24 protein-coding genes are annotated in these 25,490 nt (G+C 39.0%); 18 read left to right on the top strand and 6 right to left on the bottom strand.

What is annotated here, in order from left to right; translation table 11 throughout:
- Window positions 1-141 precede the first annotated feature (141 nt).
- From leuS to HW278_RS07230, 5 genes are all read left to right on the top strand, one after another.
- Window positions 142-3,501, top strand: coding sequence for a leucine--tRNA ligase (gene leuS, locus HW278_RS07250; protein ID WP_178977411.1), 3,360 nt, complete (start codon window positions 142-144; stop codon window positions 3,499-3,501).
- 115 nt (window positions 3,502-3,616) lie between these two features.
- Window positions 3,617-4,276, top strand: coding sequence for a hypothetical protein (locus HW278_RS07245; protein ID WP_178977410.1), 660 nt, complete (start codon window positions 3,617-3,619; stop codon window positions 4,274-4,276).
- Window positions 4,277-4,296: 20 nt separating this feature from the next.
- Window positions 4,297-4,809, top strand: a complete 513-nt coding sequence (locus HW278_RS07240; RefSeq protein WP_178977409.1) for an STM3941 family protein — start codon at window positions 4,297-4,299, stop codon at window positions 4,807-4,809.
- 15 nt (window positions 4,810-4,824) lie between these two features.
- Window positions 4,825-5,520 carry a hypothetical protein gene (locus HW278_RS07235; RefSeq protein ID WP_178977408.1) on the top strand — a complete coding sequence of 232 codons (696 nt, stop codon included), beginning with the start codon at window positions 4,825-4,827 and terminating at the stop codon, window positions 5,518-5,520.
- A 19-nt stretch (window positions 5,521-5,539) separates the two neighbouring features.
- The gene (locus HW278_RS07230; RefSeq protein WP_178977407.1) at window positions 5,540-6,223 is read left to right on the top strand and encodes a hypothetical protein; all 684 of its coding nucleotides are present in this window, start codon (window positions 5,540-5,542) and stop codon (window positions 6,221-6,223) included.
- Window positions 6,224-6,338: 115 nt separating this feature from the next.
- Here HW278_RS07230 and HW278_RS07225 read toward each other — a convergent pair whose 3' ends face one another.
- On the bottom strand, window positions 6,339-7,565 hold the full coding sequence (locus HW278_RS07225) for an IS4 family transposase (protein ID WP_178977050.1): 1,227 nt from the start codon (window positions 7,563-7,565) through the stop codon (window positions 6,339-6,341).
- Window positions 7,566-8,428: 863 nt separating this feature from the next.
- Window positions 8,429-9,715: a branched-chain amino acid transport system II carrier protein gene (gene brnQ / locus HW278_RS07220; RefSeq protein ID WP_178977406.1), complete on the bottom strand. Its 1,287-nt coding sequence runs from the start codon at window positions 9,713-9,715 to the stop codon at window positions 8,429-8,431.
- Window positions 9,716-10,082: 367 nt separating this feature from the next.
- Between brnQ and HW278_RS07210 the strand changes: the two genes are divergently transcribed.
- The 7 genes from HW278_RS07210 to ilvA all read left to right on the top strand — a co-directional run bounded on the left by HW278_RS07210 (window position 10,083) and on the right by ilvA (window position 16,060).
- A complete protein-coding gene (locus tag HW278_RS07210) occupies window positions 10,083-10,904 on the top strand; it encodes a mechanosensitive ion channel family protein (protein WP_178977405.1) in 822 nt (273 codons plus the stop codon).
- A 98-nt stretch (window positions 10,905-11,002) separates the two neighbouring features.
- Window positions 11,003-11,173: a hypothetical protein gene (locus HW278_RS07205; protein ID WP_009418193.1), complete on the top strand. Its 171-nt coding sequence runs from the start codon at window positions 11,003-11,005 to the stop codon at window positions 11,171-11,173.
- Window positions 11,164-11,466 (top strand): type II toxin-antitoxin system RelE/ParE family toxin, encoded by a 303-nt coding sequence (locus HW278_RS07200; protein ID WP_178977404.1) that lies wholly within the window; start codon window positions 11,164-11,166, stop codon window positions 11,464-11,466. Before HW278_RS07205 ends, HW278_RS07200 begins: the two co-directional genes overlap by 10 nt.
- Window positions 11,467-11,590: 124 nt before the next feature.
- A complete protein-coding gene (locus HW278_RS07195) occupies window positions 11,591-12,427 on the top strand; it encodes a leucine-rich repeat domain-containing protein (protein WP_178977403.1) in 837 nt (278 codons plus the stop codon).
- Between the two features lie 699 nt (window positions 12,428-13,126).
- Window positions 13,127-13,939, top strand: coding sequence for a leucine-rich repeat domain-containing protein (locus HW278_RS07190; protein WP_178977402.1), 813 nt, complete (start codon window positions 13,127-13,129; stop codon window positions 13,937-13,939).
- Window positions 13,940-13,947: 8 nt separating this feature from the next.
- Window positions 13,948-14,772 (top strand): leucine-rich repeat domain-containing protein, encoded by an 825-nt coding sequence (locus tag HW278_RS07185; protein WP_178977401.1) that lies wholly within the window; start codon window positions 13,948-13,950, stop codon window positions 14,770-14,772.
- 100 nt (window positions 14,773-14,872) lie between these two features.
- On the top strand, window positions 14,873-16,060 hold the full coding sequence (gene ilvA, locus HW278_RS07180) for a threonine ammonia-lyase (protein WP_178977400.1): 1,188 nt from the start codon (window positions 14,873-14,875) through the stop codon (window positions 16,058-16,060).
- A 350-nt stretch (window positions 16,061-16,410) separates the two neighbouring features.
- On the opposite strand, the gene HW278_RS07175 is transcribed toward ilvA, so the two are convergent.
- Both HW278_RS07175 and HW278_RS07170 read right to left on the bottom strand, forming a co-directional pair.
- Window positions 16,411-17,226, bottom strand: coding sequence for an IS3 family transposase (locus HW278_RS07175; RefSeq protein WP_255493809.1), 816 nt, complete (start codon window positions 17,224-17,226; stop codon window positions 16,411-16,413).
- Window positions 17,227-17,263: 37 nt separating this feature from the next.
- Entirely contained in the window at window positions 17,264-17,569 is a 306-nt protein-coding gene (locus HW278_RS07170) for a transposase (protein WP_255493553.1), read from the bottom strand.
- A 56-nt stretch (window positions 17,570-17,625) separates the two neighbouring features.
- On the opposite strand from HW278_RS07170, the gene HW278_RS07165 reads away from it, so the two are divergent.
- The 6 genes from HW278_RS07165 to HW278_RS07140 all read left to right on the top strand — a co-directional run bounded on the left by HW278_RS07165 (window position 17,626) and on the right by HW278_RS07140 (window position 23,279).
- Window positions 17,626-17,964, top strand: coding sequence for a hypothetical protein (locus tag HW278_RS07165; protein ID WP_255493552.1), 339 nt, complete (start codon window positions 17,626-17,628; stop codon window positions 17,962-17,964).
- Between the two features lie 88 nt (window positions 17,965-18,052).
- On the top strand, window positions 18,053-18,520 hold the full coding sequence (locus HW278_RS07160; RefSeq protein ID WP_178977399.1) for an IPExxxVDY family protein: 468 nt from the start codon (window positions 18,053-18,055) through the stop codon (window positions 18,518-18,520).
- Window positions 18,514-19,980, top strand: a complete 1,467-nt coding sequence (gene pyk / locus HW278_RS07155; protein ID WP_009419067.1) for a pyruvate kinase — start codon at window positions 18,514-18,516, stop codon at window positions 19,978-19,980. The genes HW278_RS07160 and pyk overlap by 7 nt, the downstream gene beginning before the upstream one ends.
- Before the next feature lie 262 nt (window positions 19,981-20,242).
- Window positions 20,243-21,235 (top strand): gliding motility lipoprotein GldB, encoded by a 993-nt coding sequence (locus HW278_RS07150; RefSeq protein ID WP_178977398.1) that lies wholly within the window; start codon window positions 20,243-20,245, stop codon window positions 21,233-21,235.
- A gap of 92 nt (window positions 21,236-21,327) precedes the next feature.
- Window positions 21,328-22,791, top strand: coding sequence for an NAD(P)H-hydrate dehydratase (locus HW278_RS07145; RefSeq protein WP_178977397.1), 1,464 nt, complete (start codon window positions 21,328-21,330; stop codon window positions 22,789-22,791).
- A 56-nt stretch (window positions 22,792-22,847) separates the two neighbouring features.
- The gene (locus tag HW278_RS07140; RefSeq protein ID WP_178977396.1) at window positions 22,848-23,279 is read left to right on the top strand and encodes a hypothetical protein; all 432 of its coding nucleotides are present in this window, start codon (window positions 22,848-22,850) and stop codon (window positions 23,277-23,279) included.
- Window positions 23,280-23,457: 178 nt separating this feature from the next.
- Here the strand turns inward: HW278_RS07140 and HW278_RS07135 are convergent, their stop codons facing one another.
- Both HW278_RS07135 and HW278_RS07130 read right to left on the bottom strand, forming a co-directional pair.
- Complete coding sequence (locus HW278_RS07135; protein WP_178977395.1) at window positions 23,458-24,072, bottom strand: hypothetical protein; 615 nt, start codon at window positions 24,070-24,072, stop codon at window positions 23,458-23,460.
- Window positions 24,073-24,153: 81 nt separating this feature from the next.
- Window positions 24,154-25,479: a DUF4302 domain-containing protein gene (locus HW278_RS07130; protein WP_178977394.1), complete on the bottom strand. Its 1,326-nt coding sequence runs from the start codon at window positions 25,477-25,479 to the stop codon at window positions 24,154-24,156.
- Between the last annotated feature and the right edge of the window lie 11 nt (window positions 25,480-25,490).

Genomic DNA, 25,490 nt, shown 5'->3' with positions numbered 1-25,490 from the left:
TTTATAATCTTGGCAAAGATTTCTATTTTCTTACTTCTCAGCATTTGCCAATCCCTAAATTTGCTCATTTGCTAATTACTTCATACCTTTGCACCATAATTGGCAAAGTTGCTAATTGACAAATCCACAAATTAACGACGAATGGTTTACAATCACAAAGAAATAGAAGCCTTTTGGCAAGAATATTGGGCTAAACACCAAACTTTCAAAGCCCAGAATAACAGTACCAAACCTAAGTACTACGTGCTCGATATGTTCCCTTACCCCTCAGGAGCGGGCTTACACGTAGGGCATCCTCTCGGCTATATCGCCAGCGATATTGTAGCGCGCTACAAGCGTCACAAAGGCTTTAATGTATTACACCCTCAGGGTTATGATAGCTTCGGTTTGCCTGCCGAGCAATATGCTATCCAAACAGGGCAACACCCAGCCCTCACTACGGCACAGAATATCGCCCGTTACCACGAACAATTAGATAAAATGGGCTTTTCTTTTGATTGGAGTCGCGAAGTAAAGACCTCCGACCCCGATTACTATCGTCATACCCAGTGGATATTCATACAGTTGTTTAATTCGTGGTATAACAACGCAACCAACAAAGCAGAGCCTATCGAAACGCTTATCGCTCTCTTTGAAACAGAAGGCAATAGCAAGGTAAATGCTGCCTGTGACGACGATACCCCAACCTTCACTGCTGCCCAATGGCACGCAATGACAGCTGAAAGCAAACAACGTCATTTACTAAAATACCGACTTACCTACTTGGCAGAAACCGAAGTAAACTGGTGTCCTGCCTTAGGAACTGTTTTGGCTAATGACGAGATAGTCAATGGCGTATCTGAGCGTGGTGGTCACCCTGTTATTCGCAAGAAGATGACCCAATGGAGTATGCGCATCACCGCCTATGCTGAACGCCTCTTGCAAGGCTTAGACACCATCGATTGGAGTGAGAGTATCAAAGAAAGCCAACGCAACTGGATAGGAAAATCAGTAGGAGCCTCTATCGACTTTGTGCTTAGCCCCCTATCCCCCGAAGGGGGAAAATCCGCAAATGCAGCGGATGAGACAATAGATATGGTTTCAGAAGTGATTTCAGATGGGAAATTTGGTTATATGACATCTGGAGATAATTTTCATTTCTTAGAACAGAAAGCGAAAGAAATGAGAGAAAATATGACTGAAGCCGAAACAGTTCTTTGGGAAGCTTTAAAATCAAAACATATAGGAGATAAGTTTAGAAGACAACATATTATAGGCAATTTCATTGCAGATTTTGTATGTCTTTCTAAACGTTTAGTAATTGAAGTAGATGGAGGCTATCATACTGATTACACTCAACAAGGTTTAGATGAAGGAAGAGCAGAAGAACTCAAACAATTAGGTTTTGAAGTAATTAGATTTACCAATGAAGAAGTATTAAACAACCTTGATAAAGTTATTCACCAAATCACTGAAAAACTTTCTTTTCTTCCTAATCAAAAGGAATTGAGTAAGGCTATTGCATCAGGTTCTACCATCGCTACTGAGGCTTGTCCCCCTTCGGGGGAACGGGGGCTTATCACAGTCTTCACCACTCGCCCCGATACTCTCTTCGGTGTTACTTACCTTACCCTTGCTCCCGAGCACCCCTTAGTATTGCAAATTACTACTGAGGAACAACGCGCTGAGGTAGAAGCCTACATCGCAGCTACTGCCAAACGTTCAGAGCGCGACCGTATGGCAGACACCAAAACCGTATCAGGAGTTTTCACAGGTGCGTATGCCGTGCACCCACTTACCGGCAAGCAAATCCCTATTTGGATAGGCGATTATGTATTGGCAAGCTATGGTACGGGGGCTGTAATGGCAGTGCCTGCTGGCGACGACCGCGATTATGCCTTTGCCAAACACTTCAAAGGGGCTAAAGGAATGCCAGAAATGATTAACATCTTCGATAAAGATATTTCAGAAAACGCCTTTACCGACAAAGAGGGAATGACTTACCAAAACTCCGATATTCTCAATGATTGCACTAACTTTGGCGAAGCGGTTGCCAAAGTGTTAGCAGCCTTAGAAGCCAAGGGCGCCGGCAAAGCCAAGGTGAATTACCGTCTCCGCGATGCTGTCTTCTCACGTCAGCGTTATTGGGGCGAACCTTTCCCAGTATACTATGAAAACGGCTTGCCACAGATGATAGGCGAGGAGCACCTCCCTATTCTCCTACCCGAAGTAGAGAAATACCTCCCTACCGAAGAGGGTAACCCCCCGTTAGGCAACGCCACTGCTTGGGCGTGGGATACCGCAAACCACAAAGTAGTGAGCAACGAGTTGATTGATAACCAAACTGTATTCCCGTTAGAATTGAATACAATGCCAGGTTGGGCGGGCTCTTCTTGGTATTGGTTGGAGTATATGATGGAAAAAGACGCACGTGGAACCTTCCCTACCAAAGACGTAGTAGACTATTGGCAAAACGTAGACCTCTACGTAGGGGGTAGCGAACACGCCACAGGGCACTTGTTATACTCTCGTTTCTGGAACAAATTCCTCAAAGATCGCGGTTTTGCTCCCACTGAAGAGCCTTTCAAAAAACTGATAAATCAAGGAATGATATTGGGAATGAGTGCCTTTGCATACCGCTTAGAAGGTACTAATACTTTTATATCTAAAAATCAAGTAAAAGGGCAATCGGTACAACCTATTCACGTAGATGTTTCTCTCTTAAAAGATACTTCTGATGAATTAGACATTGAGAAATTCAAAGCGTGGCGTAAAGAGTTTGCCAATGCTGAATTTATTTTAGAAGAAGACGGGAAGTATATTACAGGTCGTGAAGTCGAAAAAATGTCAAAATCCAAATACAATGTGGTAAATCCCGATGATATTTGCGAACAATATGGCGCGGATACCTTGCGCCTTTACGAAATGTTCTTAGGACCTTTGGAACAAGCCAAACCTTGGAACACGGCAGGTATATCGGGGGTATACAACTTCTTGCGCAAGTTATGGCGTTTGTATTTCAATGACAACGGTTGGCAAGTAACCGATGAAGCCCCTACGCCTGAGATGCTTAAAGCACTCCATAAAACGATTAAAAAGGTAAATGAAGATATCGAGAATTTCTCATTTAATACCTCAGTGAGTCAGTTTATGATATGCGTGAATGAGTTATCATCGCTAAAATGCCACCATAGAGACGTTTTAGCACCTCTTGTGGTATTGGTAGCACCCTTCGCTCCACATATCGCCGAAGAGCTCTGGAAAAGGCTTGGAAATACCGAAAGTGTAGCTTATGCACCTTATCCCGTACACGAGGATAAGTATTTGCAAGAGGACAGCAAGGAGTATCCCGTATCGTTCAACGGCAAAGTACGCTTTAAACGCGCTTATGCTACCAGTATGAGTGTGGCAGAGATAGAGCAAGCCATTCTCGCCGATCCTCAAACCGCAGAACAGCTACAAGGCAATACTCCTAAAAAGGTAATTGTAGTGCCTAATAGGATTATCAATATTGTAATGTAATAATACAAAGAGGCTTCTCCACTGAGGAGAAGCCTCTTTTTTTGTCGCAACCCTCATATTGAAAGTTTGAAAAATACAACTTCACAGTGAATCAAAAATTAAAAGTATGTATACAATGAATTCCACAATCATTTTCATATTCGTGCTTGTAGTTGTTTTGGTATATTTTATTGTGCAGTACAAAAGTAATTTCGAAAAACGCTTAGTCTATCATACTCCCCGACTTCTTTCCCCCGAACGACAGGAATATATCAGAGGGGCAGAGCAATATATCAAAAAAGCGAGCGTAGTTATAGGCTTGTTTGTTAGCTTTCCATTAATGGTTATATGCGCATTTCTATTAGCTGATGTTGGTATTCCTATCATTTTTCTTCTTCTAATTTTTCTAATAGCAATAGAGTGTTTGGCTATTTATTTACTATATCGTATTTTAAAAAGAAATATAAAAAACCAGCAAGCACTCTTAGAACAAATGAGTGATAGCGACTTTCGGCTATTGCAGAGTGTACAAAAAGAATTATTTCTCTTCAAATACTTTCCTCCTTTTATACTTTGCAAAGATAAGCTGTACTTATTTGTTTCTCTTACCGTTGAGGAGATTGATCCTACAACAATAAAAGAAGTATGTTTTGTTTATGCTAGGGGAGGGAGAGTAATTGTACATATTAAATCGATAAAATCTATTCGAATTACTATGTATAGGAATATATACCCTCTCTTGGTAGTGATTATCGAGAAATACAATCCTAATGCTCAAATAAAAACTTTAAAATAACCTATGAACTAAACAGAAAAATGAAAGATACTATCATTATCCCGTTCAGCAAAAAGAAAATGCTGAAACTCACAGGCATCTATGCTCTTATAATCCTTGGTGTAGCAGGTGTTATCGCTCTTATTTTATCAGCTGATACCCTAAACCTATACTATTTAGCATTCTTTTTAGTTTTATTGATAGTAACCATTATTCTCTTTTTTATGGGAATAAAAGGTCTATTATCGTTAAAGAGAAGCAAAGGAGGTGTAATACTCACTCCTGAGTACCTCAAAAGCAATGTGAATCTTGTAGGTAAATGGGTAGGTGAAATTCCTTGGAACGAAATAGCTGCTATAGGCAGAATGAAATTCTATGGAATACACATCCATATCAAACTCAAACACCCTGAAAACTACTTGAACAGAATCAAAAGTAAAGAGATAAGGAATAGGTTTGAAGGAATTCAAATCGACAATAGCGAACTCGAAATCACTTTTGAGGAATTAGAAAGGCTTATCAATGAGTTTTTTGCTAAATACGGTAATTCTTAACTCTTATCTAAAAAAATGGACACAGTTTACATTATCTGTTTGGCACCCTTAGTGATTTTTATAGGTATCTTTCTGTACCTTACGGTAGTACGAAAAAATGCCTTTGAAGAACGATTAGTGCTTTTCCGTCCTACTCACCAGCTTTCACAAAAGCGTGAAGCCTATATGCAGGGGGCGCACAAATACCGCAAATATGCTTCTATTGCTTTGCTGGTGCTATTTTCTTTTCTTTTATTAATTTTGATTTTTGTAATGTTCAAAGAGGATTTTGAGGAAATAGGCAGTGTATATATGGTAATCTTTAATAAAATTAAGAAACTCATATTGTTTGTCCTTCTTGTCCTTATACCTATTGTTCTGGCGTATTACCTTGCTACCTATGTGCTGAAACGCAATGAAAAAGCCCAACATATGCTGGTAGAACAAATGAGTGATACCGATTTTGAAACACTACTCAAAGTAAAAGATAGTTTGCCTTCTATCAGTAAGTATAGTCCTCCGTTTGTATTGTGTAACAAGAAGTTGTATATTTTTCTCTTCTATGCTATTAGAAAAATTGACCCTACTCAAATAACCGAAATTAATTGGGAAAATAATAAGAATAGTATTTTTATACGCCTCAAATCTCCTAAGAGAACAATGTTTACCCTATCCCCCACAACATTTTCTTATTTCTTGCCAATCGTTGAACAATATACAAAGCCCAAATAAATAACTCTTACTTAAAATTATGGACATAATTTATTTACTCTGTTTTGTTTCGTTGGTGCTTCTCTTGGTTTTTATGTACTTTATAATAGTGCGCAAAAACGAATTCGAAGAACGCTTGGCTCTTTATCGCCCTCAGCGCCAACTGTCACAAAAGCGGGAGGCTTATTTGAAAAAGGTACGTAAGTTCCGCTTGTGGGTTACCGGTATTATTATTGTGATTTTTTTAGCGCCTTTGTTTGTCTATCTTGTGCTGATGATACAAGAAGGTGTAGAGGTGCTACACTTGTTGTTTCCTGATGAAATAATAGGGGAAACCCTCCTTTCTTTACTTATTCCCTTTTTGGTGTATTACCTCCTTTCTTATGTGTTCAAGCGCAACGAAAAAGCTCTGTATATGCTGGTAGAACAAATGAGTGATAGTGATTTCGACTTGCTGTTAAAAGTAAAAGATAGTCTATTTGTTTTCACTCGCTACAATCCGCCGTTTGTGTTGTGTAACAAGCAACTGTACTTCTTTATTTTCTATGCGATTCGTGAAATTGACCCTGCTAAAATCACGGATATAGATTGGGGTTATAGCAAAAATGGTTTATATGTAAAAATCAAATCGCATAAAGTCACAAGGATTACGATGTCGCGCGAGGCATTGTCTTATCTCTTGCAAATTGTTGAACAATATAACCCGAAAATACGAACTTTCTAATTAGCAAACTTGGAAATTAGAAAATTAGCAAATGAGAGAATTAGCAAATGGGGGAAGTAACTTTTTGGAACATCAACTTTGCCAAAGTTTCAAACTAAGGTTGTAAGGAACATTTTTAACTATCTGAATAAGAATACATTTTTGAAGGATCTCCTCCGCAATGGATTACAATTTCTTTAATTATTTCATCTTGTAAACCATAACAAAATCGCCTTTTAGGGATTTTATAGCCTTTCAATCCTTCTTCTTTTATGTATGTCAATAGTAATATTGATGCTATTAATATTACATACATCATCACTTGTATACCATTGAGATTTCTTGAAAAGAAATGTTTAAAGTTAAGCTCTTGTTTTATGAAACGAAAATACTGCTCTATCTTCCAACGATTTCTATAAATTCCGGCTATTTGCTCATCACTAAAATCATCGGTTAAGTTACTTAAAAACAGTATCTTCTCTTCTTTAATTTCTCCTCTCTTCTCATCCTTCTTTAGCAGTCTACCCTCTATCAAACGAAAGGTATTTTTTGTCCTCCTTTGACTTTTAGTGAAAAGATGTACTTTCTGACTGCTAATTAAGCGCAGATGCTCATCTTGCTCAGCTAATTTCTTTACTTGACTCCCTTCTGCTAAAATATACTTTGAGTCTTTGTAAATTCGGGTGACAAAATATTGAGTCTGCTCATCTGAAAGCTCATCCATTACCTTTCTGTCTTTCATTCCTCTGTCGAACACTGCTATATCTTCCTTATTAGCAGTATGTTCCTTGAGAATATCACCAAGTGCTAAATCTTCACTTATCATTTCTTGCTGGTGATGAATTTTACACTTGAATGGTAAGTTTGAAAATCCAATGGTGAATTTTAAGCTTAGCTTTCCTTGCTCATCTTTTTTATTCTTCTGTCCATTTTGCATTCCTAAATGGAGTAGTTTGGATGAGATACTCACTATTGTAGAATCATAACTACTTATTTTAGAAGTAATTCCTTCTTCTAAAAAAGGTGCATACTTCTTTACGCAATAAGCAAAAAGTCTTTCAAAGAAAACTACATTTATTTTAGCAATCCTTTCTGCAATGCTACTGTGTGATATGACTTTAGTAAGTGATATCTTAGCAATCATTTTAAAGAAATTTGTGATATAAAAGTTTTCAAAGGTTCTTAGACTAGCTCTATCATCTGTCAAAGCACCGAAAATTAGCAACTTAAATATTTCTATTCCTTTAAGTTTTTTGCTATATTTATCGACTCCTGTTTCTTTTACAAGAAATTCTAACTCTTTATCTTCTATCTTAGAAAAGATATTTGAAATTCTTTTTCTATTCTTTATTATAGTGGTCATAACTTTTTTTTGCAAAGATAATACTTACACAGTATTCCTACAAAAAAACATAGTTAAAAATCAGTGCTTTATAAATCTTCCTTACAGTTTTGGTTTCAAACTTTGGCAAAGTTTGAGATGAAAAAGCGATAGTTGGGACTGTTAGAAGGATTCGGAAGGAAACAGAGAGTTTCGGAAGAGAGCTGAGAGAAGATTTGGTGAAAAAAGGGTGTAAGATGGGTGGGGTTAGCTTATAGAGAGCTTATAGGAAGCTTATACGAATCTTGGACGATTGGTATAGAAAGGGTGTGTAAAAAATTGATTCATAATATAATACAGCAACGCTAAAAATGTTAAAAAAGAGGTTTCGAGGCGAAAGAAAGAGGAAGAGGCACTAGGCCTTAGGCTATAGGCACTAGGGGGAGTGTGACAGAAAAGGGGGAATGTGGTGACGGAAAAAGTGAAGGGAATGTAGGGTCGTAGCATAATGGGAAATTATCTTTGGCAAAGTGTGTACGAGCTACAAGCTCGCACCAGCGAAGGAAACCTCCCCCTATTCACATACCCAGCTGTCGCTGGCTACCTTCAAAAGGGGGAATGTAGCGACGGGAAGTGGATGCTAAATTTTAGCACAACAAGCAGGTATGAGCCACGCGCGCAGGTGTAGCGCGATGGGTAATTAATTTAATATGAATCGGATATGAGGAAAATGTTATTAAAGTTATATATGTAAAACAAATAAATTGCTTCGCTACTTTAAAATCTCACACAAAGCTAGCGAGTGGTCTCTGCTAGGTATGTGAAAGATTGATTTCACTGATTACAATATACGTACAACTGTAAATCAGTATTATACATCGGACGGACTTTATTTATAAAAAATATTATACTCTCTTCACTATTATTGCCGTTATGATAAATGATAGAAAAGCAGGAATAAACCACTCTATTCGGTAGTCAGCCAAGGGTAATAACGTTTTGAAGTTATTAATCCACGTTATATGTAGCAAATCACCTATGATGAAAAGTCCTGATAATATAGCCGTGAGCGTTACCCCCACTATATAAGGAGCATTGCTCTGCACCCGTTTGCCAAAGAAAAGCACAAATAAGGTAAGTGCGATGGTAATAGGATATGAGAAATCTAACAGATAGCCAGCGTAATGAATGATTTCATCTACACTTCTGATAGAAAGCGCAAACGACACTAAGGAACAAATCCACACTCCCCATTTATAAGGGATACGCCCTTTGCTGATGTTCTCGAAAATCTCACCCATAGCCGATACAATAGCAATAGCCGAAGTAAGGCAAGCAAAAGCTACCGCTACCGATATTACAATACCACCATTGTCGCCTAATACGCTATAAGCTATATGCTTGAGAATATCTATATAGCTAATCCCTTCGGAAGAAGAAAGATTAGAGGTAGCTCCCAGATATAGCAATCCTCCGTAGATAAACACCAAACAGCCAGCGGCTATGACCCCAGAGAGTATGGTTACTTGCTTTTTTTCAGCCTCACTGCGGTAGCCCTCTCGCACGATTGACGAGATAATGAGCCCCGAAAAAATAACCCCTGCAAGCACATCTAAGGTTAAGTAGCCTTTTGAAAAGCCAAACGCAAACGCCTCTCCAAAGCTATAGCCGTTGTCTACCAATTCCTTAGGCGCATTGATGGTGCCCACGACTATCAGGATAGTAAGTGAAAGGATAAGAAAAGGTGTGAGTATTTTACCGATGATGTCTACTATTTTGGCTTTCGAGATAGAGAGCAAAAGCGTGATGCCAAAGTACAGCACCCCAAAAGTAATTTTGCCTATTTGAGGGAAGAAAGGTTGTACTGCCACCTCGTAGGTTGTAGACCCCGTACGCGGTACGCAGATAAGGGGACCTAAGGTAACAATGATTAAAAACACAAGCGCATTTACGAATAACGGAGGGAAGCGCTTGCCTAAATCGGTGAAAGTAAGTCCTACAGAGGCTACCATTACCACCGCTAAGAACGACAGTAGTATGTCCGACACAAAAAAACCTGCAAAAGCCACACCACTTAAAGCTCCTATTTTTAAGCCTATATAAGGGGGAATAACCAAATTGCCCGCCCCAAAAAACATCGCAAATAGAGCAAAACCTGCTGTTAGAATTGTAATGAATTTCTTTTTGTCCATAATAAATTAGGTTTATATAGGTTAGAATGCTACAAAGGTATAATTTTCTTTTTATAAAACAAATCTTTTCTTTAATTTCTTTTTAAAGTTTTTATTAGTAGCTTCGTAAATTATTCTTACTTTTGTCGCCAGAATCTTAATATTTAAATTGAAATGACAGGATTTTCAGCTATTGATTTCGATAGCCCAATCAGAAATTGGAAGAAAGGTGTTTTTAGCTACGCCTCTACAATGGCAAATGAAGGGGACGAGAAATAAATTTTGGGAGATTGGGAATTAGTTTGTATTTTTGCGCATCAATCGAGATAGGACAGAGAGAAGAGAGGGGCTGGTGAGATTTAGAAACTAAAAAATAAAACAAACAAAAATGAATGATTTTTCGACTGCGGATTTTGAAGGACTCATTAAAGAGTGGATTACCGGACTTATTAAATTTGCACCTACACTATTGTGGGCAATTGCGCTTTATTTTATAGGGCGATACATTATTCGGTTTATTGCAAAACTCCTTAAAGGCTTGATGGTACGCCGTGGAGTAGACGTGGCTTTGCAGGGATTCCTCTTGCAAGTAGTACGGTGGATACTCTATATTGCTCTGTTCCTTACTATCGTGCAAGTAATAGGTTTGCCTGCGACTCAGTTTATTGCGATTATTACCAGTGGTTTTGTAGCAGTGGGGTTAGCCTTACAGGGGTCGCTATCTAACTTTGCAAGCGGGATAATGATTCTTATCTTTAAACCTTTCCGCGTAGGCGATACCATTGAAGGTAATGGCGAAAAAGGGACAGTAAAAAACATTGGACTCTTTGCTACAACTCTTAACAAAGCCAATAACGAGCAGGCGATTATCCCCAATACCCAACTTTTTAGCAATAGCATTATCAATTACAGTAGGGAAGAGAAGCGCAGGGTGTACGTATTAGTAGGTATAGGCTACCGTTCGGATATTCAAAAAGCTCGCGAAGTGCTCTTGCAAATTGCGAAAGAAGAGCCCAAAGCCTTGCCTGACCCTGAGCCTGTGGTATACGTAGAGGAATTGGCTGATAGCTCGGTGAACCTTTCACTGCGCTATTGGTGCTTGACTTCCGAGCACGCAGGGTGTATATTCCGTACTTTAGAGACTATCAAAAACCGCTTCGACGAAGCGGGTATAGAGATACCATTCCCACAAGTGCAAGTGCATCAGTAGAGAGGCAATGATTAATGGTTAATGATTAAAAATTGTTCTTTATTCATTGTTAATTGGTCTTTATTTAGTACTTTTGCAACGTAAAAACATAAAAAACTATGGACGCAGAGCTTATAGATAATATCTTAACTGAAGACGACCTCCTTCTTAAACAACAAAAAGAAGCGAAAAAGTATAGTATACAAAAAGGTTTGGAGGAAGATAAGGCAGGGTTACATATTCCTCAAGAAGATGTAGAACAAGAAATGAATGCGATATTATGGTCGTAGTTTGGACTCCTAAAGCAAAGGAGGAGCTGAAAGAAATTCTTGTTTATTGGAAAAAACGGAACAAAAGTAATACTTATTCAGTAAAACTGAATACAGAGGCACAAAAAGTAGTTAAATCTCTTATTGATAATCCATACATCTGGCCTATAGAAGGAGGATATGAAGATGTCCGTTCTGTTTTAGTGTTTTATAATTACTCTATTTTTTACAGAGTAGAAAACAATATTATTCGTATTCTTTCTTTTTGGGACAATCGAAGAAATTCTAATAGCTTAGATTTATTTGATTTTTAAAAAGGAAAAACATACAGATACCGGCTATAAAGATAGTCGGTATTTTTTTGTGAATATTTCGTTGTTAATTGTTCTTTATTTAGTACCTTTGTGGCGTCTTTAACATCATAAAAATGATTTTACAATGAGAAAAGTCTTCTTTTTTGCCTTTGTGGCTATTACTTTGGTGAGTTGTCGTAAGAAAGATGACAACGGTAACGAGGTAAACGTATCGCCTAATGACTACACTCTCAGTGCCGATGGTCTTACCTTAATAAAATGGACTAATAGTAGTACTATTTCTATTGATATGCAAGGGGATAGCAATTTGCGGAAAGTAAACACTATTGCCGAAAATGCTTTTAAAGACCTTAAAAGTTTAAGGGCGATTACTTTTTCGGACAATTTAAAAGAAATAGGTTCTGATGCCTTTTCAGGAACGAACCTCAGTGATGGTGTAAACTTCAACTCTTATTCAGACGTTGTTTTTGGCGAGAGGGTTTTTTATCGTTCGAATATTAGAAAAGTGGTACTCCCCAATACTAAAGCGTTATCTAACCGGATTTTTGCTGAATGTAGAAACTTAAAAGAAGTTACTTTTAAAAGGACGGGTATTATAGGCGATGGGGCTTTTTCGTCTTGTGGAACTCTTGAATTAGTAGATTTAACAGATGCGGGAGTTACTCATATAGGGAAAGAGGCTTTTGCTAACTGTAAACTTTTAAAAAGGGCAATCCTTTCGGTAACTATGAACTTAAAGACGATAGGAGATAAATCGTTTGCGAACTGTACTTCGTTAGAGAATGTTACTATTCTTGCGCTTTACCCGCCGTATTTAGAGGGAGATCCTTTTTCTGGGATAGCTAAAACTAAGTTTCCTACTTTTTATATCCCCAGAAAACCTAAGGATTTATTGGATATATACAAAGGAGATAACAATTGGAAAAATTTAGTTGATAAGATTCAGTTGATACCAAAATAATTAGGTGCGAGCCGCACAGGCGGGGGAGAAATGAGAAAATGAGGAAATGAGGAAATGAGGAAATTAACAGATTAGTAAATGGAGTAAATGTCAATAATACCAGAAATGCTAATAATACTTACCGATAATCAACTTTGGCAAAGTTTAAAACTTTGCCAAAGTTTGAGATGAAAAAGTGATATGCTGGGACTGTTAGGAGCTTTCGAAAGATGTCGGAGAAGAACGGAAGAGAGCTGAGAGAAGTTTTGATGAAAAAAGGGTGTAAGAAGGGTGTGGTTAGCTTATAGAGAGCTTATAGCAAGCTTATACGAATCTTGGACGATTGGTATAGAAAGGGTATATAAGTGATTGACTCATAATATAATACAACAAGGCTAAAAACGGTAAAAACAGGGTTTCGAGGCGAAAGAAAGAGAAAAGGCAATAGGACTTAGGTCATAGGCACTAGGGGGGAGTATGACGGAAACGAGAAGGGGTAATTAGAGAATTAGCAAATTAGAAAATTAGCAAGGGAGAGCACGAGCTAAAAGCTCGCGCCAGCGGAGGGGAAGAAATGACGAATGACAAGAGATGAATGACGGAGGTAATGTGAGGTTATAGCGCGACGATCAGATGAGAAATTAGTGGATTAGTAAATTTGAAAATGAGAAAATTAGTAGCTTACAAAAATAGATAAATACGATAAAAAATAATTATACAATGAGAAAAGTTTTATTATTAGCTTTGGCAATGGTTGCTTTGGTGAGCTGTCGGAAGAGTGATGATGACAGCAATGGTAACTCTACCGCTGATTATGAGCTCAGCGCTGATGGGCGTACGCTTATCAAATGGAAAAACGCGAATACTACGGTGCTTGATATGCAAGCTGATGAGAAGCTCAGAAACGTGAACACTATCGGGAAAGAGGCTTTTAAAGAACATCAGAACTTACAGTCGATTACATTTCCGAATAACTTGAAGGAGATAGAAAAAAGTGCTTTTGAAGATGCAAACCTCAGCGGTGAGGTTGTCTTTAACACGAAAGCTACCGTTGATTTTGGCGAAAAGTGCTTCTACCACACTCATCTGAAAAAGATAACATTCCCCAATATGAGTGTGTTAGGTATCAATGCTTTTTCAGTTTGTAGGGATTTAAAAGAGGTTACTTTTAACAAAGTAAAGAAATTAGGTGATTTTGCGCTGAGAGATTGCAATGCTGCCTCGCTTACCTTCGAGGGGACGGGGCTTACTGAAATAGGACACGGCACTTTTGTGGGGATGTGGAAGCTAAAAGAGATTACTTTACCTGAGACGCTTGCCAGAATAGAATCAGATGCTTTTTGGCAATGCATAGTGCTGAAAAAGCTTACTATTAAAGCGGTAAATCCACCTGCCTTACATATTAATAGTATTTTTGGTACGAAAGATAAAAGTGTGATACCTACTATTTATGTGCCTAAGGGTTCGGTAGAACAATACAAAAAAGCGGCAGGGTGGAAAGATTTTGCGGAGAAAATACAAGCAATTAATTAAATTAAAGAATGAGAAAATTAGGAAATTTGAAAATGAGAAAGGTTTTATTATTAGCTCTTATAGGGATTGCTTTGGTGAGCTGTCGGAAGAGTGATGATGACAACAACGGTAACTCTACCGCTGATTATGAGCTCAGCGCTGATGGGCGTACACTCATAAAATGGAAAAACGCGAATACTACAGTGCTTGATATGCAAGCTGACGAGAAGCTCAGAAATGTGAACACTATCGGGAAAGAGGCTTTTAAAGAACATCAGAACTTACAGTCGATTACTTTTCCGAATAACTTGAAGGAGATAGAAGAGAGTGCTTTTGAAGAAGCTAGCCTTAGTGGTACCGTTACCTTCAATACCAACGCTACAGTAGTTTTTGGCGATAAAGCTTTCTTCAAAACAAAAATTAGAAAACTCTCCCTTCCTAATGTAAAAAGACTGCCCTATAGCGTATTGTCAATGTCTTATAATCTCGAAGAATTACACTTCAATAAAGTAGAAATATTAGGATTTGGCGCTATTGGGTGGAATTATCTAAAAGAAATTAACTTAGAAAATACTGGACTCACTGATATAGAAACTGTGGGAATTTCGGGGTGTACGGAGATGAAGAGTGTTGTCTTGCCTGCAACACTGAAGACTATAGGGTATGATGCTTTTTGGTATTGCCAACAGCTTAAAACAGTAACGATTAATGCGGTAAACCCTCCTGCTTTAGTAAATAACCCGTTTAGGGCTACTCGTATAGAAAAGATATATGTACCTAAAAACTCGGTAGAGCAATACAAAAGAGCTACTTTCTGGAGTGCTTTTTCTGATAAGATTCAAGCAAAACCATAAGTGTGAGCCACACGGGTAGGTGTGAGCCACACAGGCGATTAATAGGGGTACAATTATACTATATTGAAGAGACATTAATTATTAACACTATTTGAAAATTATGAACTTTACCACAGCACGTGAGCACCTCAAGAGTGTGCTCCTCCCTACACACCTTATTTATAGTCCGCTCTTCTCAGAAGAATCTGGCAACAAAATCTACATCAAGCCTGAAAACCTTCAAAAGACAGGAGCTTTTAAGATTCGTGGTGCTTATAACAAAATCCTTAAACTTACCGAAGAGGAGAAAAAAAGAGGAGTTATTGCTTCTTCAGCAGGAAACCACGCACAAGGCGTTGCCTACGCAGCACGTGAATTGGGTATCAAAGCCGTGATTGTAATGCCTAAAACTACGCCTCTTATCAAAGTGCAATCTACCAAAAAGTACGGTGCTGAAGTAGTGCTCTACGGCGATGTATACGACGATGCTTACCAAAAAGCGAAAGAGCTGGAAGAGAAAGAAGGCTACGTGTTTGTACACCCTTTCAACGACCCTGATGTGTTGGAAGGACAAGGTACTATCGCCTTAGAGATATTGGAAGAACTGCCTAACACCGATGTGATAGTTGTACCCATAGGCGGTGGCGGACTTATCTCGGGGATTGCTTGTGCTGCTAAACAGCTTAAACCCGATATTAAGATTGTAGGTGTAGAACCCTCAGGAGCTGCTTCGGCAACTGAAGCACTGAAAAAGAATAAGCTTGTTACCCTACCCGAAGCCAATACCATTGCTGATGGAACTGCTGTAAAGCGCATAGGAGAGCTTAATTTTGACTTTATTAAACAATATGTAGATGAAGTGGTAACAGTAGACGATTACGAGCTTACTGAAGCTTTTTTGCTATTAGCAGAAAAGCACAAGCTTATCGCTGAGAACTCAGGCGTATTACCTTTGGCAGCACTCAAAAAACTCACCGACCGCGGTAAAAACGTTGTGCCTGTAGTGAGTGGAGGCAATATAGATGTGCTAATGATATCTTCGATGATAGGCAAAGGATTGGTGAGCAGAGACCGTATTTTTAACTTCTCGGTAAGCATTCCTGACCGCCCTGGTGAACTCGCTAAGATTACTCAAATTATTGCAGAAGTGGGAGCTAATGTAGTTAAACTCGCCCACAACCAGTTTAAGAACCTCTCACGTTTCCGCGATAAAGAAGTGCTTATTACGGTAGAAACCAACGGTACCGACCATATTCAGCAGTTGGTAAAAGCTTTTAAAGATAAAGGGTATGAAATTACCGCTAAGTAGTTGTTATCAGGACAAACGCTTTTAGATTAAAAACGTAAATTCGATGTAAGAAAAATGACATTAAAGTTATATGTCTAAACAAGTAGCTTCGCTACTTTAAAATCTCGCACAGATTACACGGATTTAGATATCGATAGATTTCAATATTATGGAACAAAAATCCACTTTATAGCAATTTAGGGTCTAATCCCTTAATAAGTTTCTCTCACCGCTTACACCTTTCCTGAGCCTCTCCGAAATTCTTAACCTCTTTCCCATTTGCTAATTTCCAAATTTGCTAATTCCCTAATTGTCACGTCCTAAAAAAGGTTGTCATAATTAATTATTGTTTTATTAGTCAAATTTTCTCATTAAGCTACCTTTTGAAAGTACACCTGATCAGGAGTTTTTAAGTTCAATGCATAGTGAGGACGTTTTTGATTATATGTCTTTATAGCCGAACATACCGCACTAAGAGCTTGTTGTTCAGTATTAAAAGTAACTCCTAAATTAAACTCTTGCTTGAGAATCCCATTGATACGCTCCGCGTGAGCATTTTCATAACAGTGATTCTCCTGAGTCATACTAATTTGAATGTGCTCTTTTTGCAATAACAATATATACTCTTTGCAACAATATTGAACTCCTCTATCCGAATGATGTATTAAAGACTCTGACCTTTTCTTCCCTTTTAAAGCCTTCTTCAAAGCCTCTAAACACCCTTCAATAGATAGACTATTACTTAACCAATATCCCACTATCCTTCTTGAATATAAATCAGTTATAAGCGATAAATACCTAAAACCTTCTAAGGTGCGAATATAAGTTATATCACTTACCCATACTTGATTTTTAGCACTCACTTCTACATCTTTAACAAGATTTGTCCACTTTCTAAAAGAATGATTAGAATAGGTCGTACGGGTATAACTCCTCTTCCTTTGAATGAGTAAATCATTATTATTCAATATCATAAAGAACTTATCTCTCCCTATTTTTGCTACCTGATGTATCTTATCTGATAACATATAATAAAGCTTCTTTCCTCCTATCTTGGGCAGTTCTCGACGTATTTCCTGTATCATCTCAATAATTATACTCTCTCTGAGTGCTACCTCCTTAAACGATTTAACTGCTTTATAATGAGCTTGTCTGCTAATACCAAAACACTTGCAAAGAGCGCTTATCTTTTCTGTTTTGGAAAGTACTTCAATAACTCTTGTTCTAACTTTTTTTTATTTCATCGCCCATTCCTGTTTCCTGACCAAGAATTTGAAAATAAGTCTTATAAACTTTATTCTCTAAAGTCGTTTCAGCAAAAGCCTCTTTAAGGGCTTTTAACTCCTTTTTAAGAGCTTGAAGCTCCCCGATTTCATCAATTGTTTCCACGCGTACTATTTTATTTAATAAGTGATTTTTACCATACTTTTTGAGCCATTTTTGAATCGTTGTACTTCCTCCAATGCCGTACTTACGTCGGCAGTTTGCAATACTCAATCCGTTTCTCTCAATCTCTTCTACGATACTCAACTTAAAGCAATCACTGTACCGAACTGTTTCTTTCCTCCTTATTGTCATATCTTTTTATGGTTTTTAGTGTAAACCTATTTCAGGATATGACACCTGTGGCCTCAGGATTAAAATTGGGTAGTGTACTCCGTTTGAACCCTGTGAAGAATTATCAGGGAAATATTTTCGTACAAGTAGCTGGCTTTCTGCCTTTGAGTACCTTAGTAAAGCCATCAATAGGGGAAGTGAAGGTAGGGCTGTCCATTCCGTTTTTAGTGAGAAATAAGTATAGTATGTTTTTATCGGCTTATACTTCTTACACGAGTTTTGATGTAGCAGAACCTCTCCTTTGGAGTGAAACTCCTGAGATGATGGAGTATAGAGGGATAGGGTTTAGCTTTGGAGTGCGGTTTTGATAGTAGAAGAAGCTATCGTGTTAAAATTATCAATGGTTAATTGCTAATTGTGAATTGTTTTGTATCTTTGCACCCGAAATGAGTGGTTATGGCAAAACTGAAGCTATCGACAGAGTTTTTTTGCGATTATAAACTTATCGCTCTTCACACCCATTTGGAAGACTATCAGCTGGCGTATTTTTTAAATAAAACGCTACATTTGCAGTTGGCTAAGACAAAAGGAAAGGCTTGTTTGACGGTGTCTTCGGGAGGGCAGTTTTCTTATTATACTTGGGAGGATACCTCTACGGATATTACTTGGCATTGTATAGCTAACAAACTGCAAGACACACAAGCTCCTACCGCTGTGGTTACCCTTTTTGAAGAACTGCCACAGGTCCAATATTTGGTTGAGAACGAAAAGAAGGTGGATTACTTTTTGAAGATAGATACTGAAGGGCGGCTGGATATACCGAAAATTTTAAATCGGCTTCGTGAAGTGCCTGCCACTACCGCACGAGAAATAGCAATTGATACCCTAGATAAAAAATATAAATTGATTTTTCAAGAATGTTAAATACAAAGAAAACAAAGATTGTAGCGACCTTAGGTCCAGCGACCGAGAGTCCTGAGGTGATAAGAGATATGATGGTTGCGGGGGTAAATGTATTCCGCATCAACTTCTCGCACGCCGATTACGACGATGTGCGCAACCGCGTGCAAATGATTCGCCAAATCAACGAAGAAAACGGCTTTCATACCGCTATCCTCGCTGACCTACAAGGTCCTAAGTTGCGTGTGGGGGTAATGGAAGACGACGCTACGGTATACCCTGGTGACCGAGTTACTTTCGTTACCGGAGAGCCCTTCGTAGGTACTAAAGAGCGCGTGTATATGAACTACAAAGCTTTCCCGATGGACGTGAACCCAGGAGAGCGTATCTTGTTAGACGATGGGAAGCTCATCTTTGAAGTAGAATCCACCAACCGCGAAGACGAGGTAGTAGCGGTAGTAGTGCAAGGCGGTCCACTGAAATCTAAAAAGGGCGTGAACTTGCCTAACACCAAAATATCACTCCCTGCGCTTACCGAAAAAGACGTGCGTGATGCCCTTTTTGCTATCACACAAGACGTAGACTGGTTTGCGTTATCGTTTGTGCGTCACCCTGAAGATATTCAGGATTTAAAAGACCTCATCAAAGAGAATGCAGGTCACGAAATTCCTATCATTGCCAAGATAGAAAAGCCAGAAGCCTTGGTGAATATTGATAAGATTATGGCAGCTTGTAATGGGATTATGGTTGCCCGTGGTGATCTTGGAGTAGAAATCCCTGCTGAAGAAGTACCTCTTATCCAAAAAGAATTGGTGCGCAAAGCTAAATCACACCACATTCCGGTAATCATCGCTACCCAAATGATGGAAAGTATGATTTCCAGTTTGACACCTACCCGTGCTGAGGTAAACGACGTAGGAAACTCGGTAATGGACGGTGCTGATGCGGTAATGCTTTCAGGCGAAACTTCGGTAGGAAAATATCCTGTACAGGTAATCCAACAAATGACTCGCATCATCAAGAGTGTAGAGGATTCGAATTTGATACAAGTACCACTTGTTACACCTTTTATCCGTTCGTTGCGCTATGTAACTAACACTATCTGTTTTCACGCAGCCAAGATGGCGAACGACACCAATGCCAAAGTGATTACTTCGCTTACAAACAGTGGGTATGCTGCTTTTCGCATTTCGTCGTACCGACCTAATTCGCACATTCTCATCTTTACTGCCAACAAGCGTATCCTCACCCAGTTGAACCTTTTGTGGGGGGTAACTACTTTCTACTACGACCGCTTTGTTTCTACTGATGAGCTTATTGAAGACATTAACCACATTGCCAACGAAAAAGGCTACGTGGATATGGGTGATATAATGATAAGTCTCGTGTCGATGCCAATGCAAGGCAAGGGAATGGTAAACACTTTGCGCGTATCGGAAATCGACTCGTGTGCGGTGAATTTTGAGAAGAAAAAGAAGAAATAATTTTAGAGGGTTAATATTTGTGAAAGGTCGTTTGGCAAAGTGCTGAACGACTTTTCTTATTATTGGTTGCAGTATGACAGGCGATTACTTGGGCGAGCTGGACTGGTTATACGAGGCTGAAGACTGACAACTAATTGTTAAATTGATAAATTTGCTTTATCTTTGCACCCAAAGAGGAACAGATATGCAGTTTTTTGGTGTGGGATATAGCTGATTTGGACAATAATCTAAGAGCTAAAACTAACGACTAATAACAAATACTATGATAAAGAAAATATTTATTTTTACGAGTCTGCTATTAGCAATGGCTTGTAGCGACAAAAAAGAGAAAGAAATAGCAGCGATTCCGATGAACTTTGATTGGATACGTCTTGATTCGCTCTTTATGAAGACTCCCGACGCAAAAATGGGTGAGTTAAGTGCACAGTATCCTTATTTTTTCACTCAGAGCGTTACTCCCGAAGAGTGGTGTGAGATACGAAAGGGTTCTATCTTCCCTGATATTCCTGCTTTTGCGAATCTGCATTATGCCGATTTGTACGGAGAAATTGAAAAGAGTGTAGGCACACTTTCTGCTGAAAAGAAAGAGATTAAGAACTTGTTTCAGCATATTAAGTACTATTTCCCTAAGTTTGAGCCACCTAAGGTAGTGATGCTCATCAGTAGGGTAGCTTATGAAACCCGAGTGATTTATGCCGATAGCCTCTTACTTATCGGTACAGATAATTACTTAGGAACTCAACACAAATACTACCAAGATATGGATAAGTACATCAGGGCTGATTTAGACAAGAAAAACCTTGTGATAGATGTAGCTGATGCTTTTGCCGATAAACTGGTACCTCGTGGCATACATCTCACTTTCTTGGACAATATGATTTACGAGGGCAAGAAGCTCTATTTAGAAAGCGAGTTATTACCCAAAAAAACACCCGCTGACCTTTTGCGATATGACGCAAAGAAATACGCTTGGGCTGAGGCAAACGAAGCTGAGATATGGCGTTATTTTATAGAAAAAGAATTGCTGTATCAAACAGATAAGAAACTACTCACCCGCTTTTTGTATCCAGCTCCCTTCTCTAAGTTTTACTTAGAATTAGACAACGAATCACCAGGACAAATAGGTAGATTTATAGGGTTGCGCATAGTACAAGCCTATGCCAAAAATCACAAAGAGAAATCTATGTTGAAAATCTTAGCAATGAAACCCGATGAGCTCTTTAAGCAATCACTCTATAAACCTGATAAGAATTAAAAGCGAGTTACACACGCAATTTAATTTAGAAATTAGCAGATTAGTAGATGAGCAAATGTTTTGATTAGCTAACTTCTTTTTACTTTAGAGAAATGAAAATTCTAAACACACAACAAATGCGCGAAGCTGATGCGCATACTATCTCTGCTGAAGGTATCACCTCGTGGCAACTGATGGAGCGCGCCGCAACCAAACTCTTTGAGTGGATAAAAGAACACCTCCCCAAAGAGCGAACTGTTACCGTATTGGCAGGTACGGGGAACAACGGAGGAGATGGTCTCGCTTTGGCGCGTATGCTCATAGCTGATGGTTGGCAAGTGAATATTTATCTACTTTGTTTCAGCGAACACCTATCGCCCGATTGCCAGCACAACAAAGAACTCTTAGAAGCACAAGGAATTGCGATTGCCGAAATACGAGCCGAGCAAGCAAGTAATATTACGTTTGGTAAGATAGTGATAGATGCTGTTTTTGGCATTGGACTCAACCGTCCAGCTCCTAAATGGATACAACAAATATTTGGGAATTTAAATAACTCTAACAGCTATATATTAAGTGTAGATATGCCCTCGGGTCTGCCTACCGAACGTATTCCGTCTCCCGAGGAGATTTGGGTACACCCTCACCAAGTGCTCACTTTTCAAACCCCAAAATTGCCTTTCTTCCTTCCCTCCACAGGTTGCTATATCCGTAAGTGGGAAGTGCTCAACATAGGTTTAGACGAGCATTTTTTAAAGACTCTTCACCCGGATTTCTACTATCTAGAATCCGATATTCAGCAATTACAACGACGACGTACTAAATTTTCGCACAAGGGTACTTATGGACACGCATTGCTTGTAGGGGGAAGTTATGGTAAAATAGGGGCAGTAGTGCTTAGCGGAACAGCCGTATTGCGCGCAGGGGCAGGTCTGCTTACCGTTGCTATTCCCCAATGTGGTTATAACATACTGCAAACTGCTCTGCCCGAGGCGATGGTACTCACCTGTGAGGAAGAAAAACACTATAAGACAGCAGAGATTCCTTTTACGCCCTCTGCCATAGGTGTGGGTATCGGTTGGGGTACGCATCCCGAAACCGCCTCAGCACTCTTTGGTCTTTTTCAGCAGTACCCCGATATTCCTTTTGTAATAGACGCCGATGCGCTGAATATCCTCGCTCAACATCCTGAACAATTAAAAAACCTTCCCAAAAATGCAATTCTCACACCACACCCCAAGGAATTAGAGCGTCTTATAGGTAAGTGGGACGACGACCTGCACAAGCTCACCAAAGCTAAAGCCTTTGCTAAAGAGCACAAAGTAATACTTCTCATCAAAGGAGCCTACACGATGATAACCGATGGAGAAAAGTATTGGATAAATTCCACTGGAAATGCAGGAATGGCAACGGCAGGTAGTGGCGATGTGCTTACCGGAATGCTTACGGGCTTACGAGCTCAGGGTTATAGTGCGGTAGAAGCTGCTTGCTTAGGTGTCTTTTTACACGGTTTACAAGGTGACCGTGCAGCAAAAAAAATGGGTATGGAACGCCTTATTGCACGTGACCTTTTATAGCCTTGGCACGGTTTTTGCCCATATGTTAGCAGTTTATCATTAAAAACTCACAAATAATGAAAAGACTTATCCTAAGTATGGCAGTAATAGCAACGTTTCTCATCAGTTGTGGCAACAGCAAAAACGCTGTGAGTTACACTCCCGCTGAGAACTATTTTGTGAATAATACTTTTCAAAATACAAAAGTAGAAACTTTAAAAATCGACTCACAAGCTGATTTTGACCGTATCTTTGGAGGTGCTACTACTATCACGGCGCGCCCTACCGCTATTGATTTTAGCAAACAGAGCATTTTAGCTATCGTGGCCCCTGCCAGCAATAAGGAAGTAAAAATAGTGGTAAAAGCCTTAGAAACCACACTTACAGGTGGTATTTTGGTGAAATATACTATAGATGAAGGTAAAGATTTAGGTCATACAGCCCAGTCTTCTGAAATACTCATCGTAAACAAAACCGATAAAGAAGTAGAGTTTAGAGAAGTATTTTAAAACATAGAAAAATCCCATCGCTATTATTTTATATAACAATAGGGGAGACAGTTTACATAAACTGTCTCCCCTCTCTTTTTGATCAATATTAGTCGGGTATAACCAAATACTATTTCCTCTTTTATATCGCCATACTCCCCTCTTTACGACCCTTGCATCTGCGAGAACTTACGCTATTTTAAAGCGTATAAATATAACTAAAATTGATGACAGCGTGGTAACGAGTGATGTAATTACCTTTGTTCCAAAAAGAGCCTCCTATTTCGCCAAAAATTGCTAATTTGCTATGATCGGAAGCGTATAAATCTATTCCTCCAAAAAGATGATAACCGAGATTGACAGTACCTCCTATCCAACCTTTGTTGTTCACATCCTGAGTTTTGAATTGTCGCCACAAAGGAGTGCTGAGATGAAGTCCGGCACCTGTAACAATACCAATATTAGGGCTCACAGGAGTAACCACAGCTAATCTCAAGGGCACATCAAGGGTAGAGACTCTGAGCATTGCGTAGTTACTTTCACTTTGCTGAAAACTTCCTTGTGAAAACTCGCTGACTCCAAACCCCATTTCAAAGCGGAAGTTTTTTTCAGGAGAGTAGAGCACTCGCATTTGCAGGCGTAGCAAATCACCTCTCATTTGGAAATCACTGCTCACCATTTCAGCAAGCCCTAATCCTGCATCGAATTCACAAGACCATTTCGCATACGGAATACTATCTTTAACGGTTCCTTTTTCTTGGCTAAAAGCGCTAACAGTAGCGCATAATAACAGGGATAATAATAACTTTTTCATTTTATATTTAGTTTTTTAAGCTTTCAAGGATTGAAAGTCAGAATTGTCAGACCAATCACACTCCGTCCAATAACTGACCCCTTATTTAGGTACTCCCCAAATAGGGAAAGCGTACAAAGGAAATTCATAGCTTTGCAATAGATATACGGGGTTATCTTCTTGAGGTTGAACTTTTATATTTAATTTTTTAATATAGAAGCCCTGTGTACCAAGGTCGTAGATGGCACCTAACGCACGTTTAGCTTGCTCTAAGATAGCCTTGTTTTTCTCATCGCTCCAAGCTTTAGCATCGCTAGTACTCAAATTTTTATCACTGTCTTTTAAGTATAAACGTTTGTTTTTGAGTTCGTATTTACAACTTATTTGTAGTATAGAGAATCCGCTATCAGGGAATCGATGTCCTATTTGTATATTACAATCATCAGTGCCATCAAACATTATTCTAAGCATAAAGAGGTCGGTAGAAGCATTGACTTTTAAGACATCTTCATAGAAGGCTTCACTCATATATTCATTATTTTTGAAAGCTTGGCTTATAAGAGCAAACCCTTCAATAGTGGTATTGACATCTTTATAATCGTCGTTGTCAAAGAAATTAGGAGGTACTGAGGAATAGAAAAGTTCGGCAGTAACCCCATTTACTGTTGCCTTATACACCGGAGGCATATTACCTGCAACGCGTTCCAACTCGGTAAAAGGTTGCCCTCCTAAAGTGAAAGTGCGATTGAAAGCAACGCCTTTTTCAGTTGCTAAAACAGCTACTTTACTTTGGGTATCTTTCAGCGCCAACACTCTATTGGTAAACTGAATAGGGTAAGTAGTAGGAGTGCCCGTAGCGGTGCTTACTTTTAGATAATAATGAGTTGCATTTTCCGTAATCGGAGTGATATTTCTGTACAAAGCAGGGGTGCGTGTCCAGTCGGCAGAGGTGGCAGGCTCAAAGTAAATAAAAGAATTGCCTTTTACAAGTAGATTCTGGAATTTGAGTTTGTTACCATCTTTACCTGTGTACAAAAACTGATATACCTTCCCCGTATGGGCATAGCCTATTTCCCCTTGTAAGGCATCGGCTAACAGATGGATTTGATTCTGCCCTATAAAACTGAGCACCAAACCACGTGCCTCTTCTTGGGTACTATAGCTACTGATAGTGGGGGTAGTAGTGCCACTGAGGTCGGAGAGCATAGATACTTTTCCTTGAGTGTCGAACTTCATCAGGAACTGATAGCCTCCAAAAGAGTCGTCAGCAGAAATATAAGTAAGTTTCCATCCTTCGGAAGAAGCAGTAAGTTCTTTCATTAGAGTGGTGTTTTCCACTGGGTCAATAGGGTTATCTACAGCATCGTTGTCGTTCTTAGAGCAGAACGAGAGGCTCATAGCGAACAAGAGTAGGATAAACTTTTTCATAAGATATTTAT

Origin of the sequence: Capnocytophaga sp. oral taxon 902, assembly GCF_013394735.1 — a bacterium.
In the GTDB taxonomy this organism is placed as follows: Bacteria; Bacteroidota; Bacteroidia; order Flavobacteriales; family Flavobacteriaceae; genus Capnocytophaga; species Capnocytophaga ochracea.
Note: the sequence above shows the minus strand (reverse complement) of the source record. Positions and strands in the feature narration are given on the sequence as shown.

Excerpts from the sequence above, each read along its gene's own strand:
- HW278_RS07140 (WP_178977396.1), top strand. The coding sequence starts at position 22,848 with ATGAAAAGACTTATCCTAAGTATGGCAGTAATAGCAACGTTTCTCATC.
- HW278_RS07235 (WP_178977408.1), top strand. The coding sequence starts at position 4,825 with ATGGACACAGTTTACATTATCTGTTTGGCACCCTTAGTGATTTTTATA.
- HW278_RS07190 (WP_178977402.1), top strand. The coding sequence starts at position 13,127 with ATGAGAAAAGTTTTATTATTAGCTTTGGCAATGGTTGCTTTGGTGAGC.
- HW278_RS07145 (WP_178977397.1), top strand. The coding sequence starts at position 21,328 with ATGAAAATTCTAAACACACAACAAATGCGCGAAGCTGATGCGCATACT.
- HW278_RS07130 (WP_178977394.1), bottom strand. The coding sequence starts at position 25,479 with ATGAAAAAGTTTATCCTACTCTTGTTCGCTATGAGCCTCTCGTTCTGC.
- HW278_RS07210 (WP_178977405.1), top strand. The coding sequence starts at position 10,083 with ATGAATGATTTTTCGACTGCGGATTTTGAAGGACTCATTAAAGAGTGG.
- leuS (WP_178977411.1), top strand. The coding sequence starts at position 142 with ATGGTTTACAATCACAAAGAAATAGAAGCCTTTTGGCAAGAATATTGG.
- HW278_RS07195 (WP_178977403.1), top strand. The coding sequence starts at position 11,591 with ATGAGAAAAGTCTTCTTTTTTGCCTTTGTGGCTATTACTTTGGTGAGT.
- HW278_RS07240 (WP_178977409.1), top strand. The coding sequence starts at position 4,297 with ATGAAAGATACTATCATTATCCCGTTCAGCAAAAAGAAAATGCTGAAA.
- HW278_RS07200 (WP_178977404.1), top strand. The coding sequence starts at position 11,164 with ATGGTCGTAGTTTGGACTCCTAAAGCAAAGGAGGAGCTGAAAGAAATT.
- HW278_RS07205 (WP_009418193.1), top strand. The coding sequence starts at position 11,003 with ATGGACGCAGAGCTTATAGATAATATCTTAACTGAAGACGACCTCCTT.
- pyk (WP_009419067.1), top strand. The coding sequence starts at position 18,514 with ATGTTAAATACAAAGAAAACAAAGATTGTAGCGACCTTAGGTCCAGCG.
- ilvA (WP_178977400.1), top strand. The coding sequence starts at position 14,873 with ATGAACTTTACCACAGCACGTGAGCACCTCAAGAGTGTGCTCCTCCCT.
- HW278_RS07135 (WP_178977395.1), bottom strand. The coding sequence starts at position 24,072 with ATGAAAAAGTTATTATTATCCCTGTTATTATGCGCTACTGTTAGCGCT.
- brnQ (WP_178977406.1), bottom strand. The coding sequence starts at position 9,715 with ATGGACAAAAAGAAATTCATTACAATTCTAACAGCAGGTTTTGCTCTA.
- HW278_RS07150 (WP_178977398.1), top strand. The coding sequence starts at position 20,243 with ATGATAAAGAAAATATTTATTTTTACGAGTCTGCTATTAGCAATGGCT.
- HW278_RS07230 (WP_178977407.1), top strand. The coding sequence starts at position 5,540 with ATGGACATAATTTATTTACTCTGTTTTGTTTCGTTGGTGCTTCTCTTG.
- HW278_RS07185 (WP_178977401.1), top strand. The coding sequence starts at position 13,948 with ATGAGAAAATTAGGAAATTTGAAAATGAGAAAGGTTTTATTATTAGCT.
- HW278_RS07160 (WP_178977399.1), top strand. The coding sequence starts at position 18,053 with ATGGCAAAACTGAAGCTATCGACAGAGTTTTTTTGCGATTATAAACTT.
- HW278_RS07225 (WP_178977050.1), bottom strand. The coding sequence starts at position 7,565 with ATGACCACTATAATAAAGAATAGAAAAAGAATTTCAAATATCTTTTCT.
- HW278_RS07165 (WP_255493552.1), top strand. The coding sequence starts at position 17,626 with ATGGTTTTTAGTGTAAACCTATTTCAGGATATGACACCTGTGGCCTCA.
- HW278_RS07245 (WP_178977410.1), top strand. The coding sequence starts at position 3,617 with ATGAATTCCACAATCATTTTCATATTCGTGCTTGTAGTTGTTTTGGTA.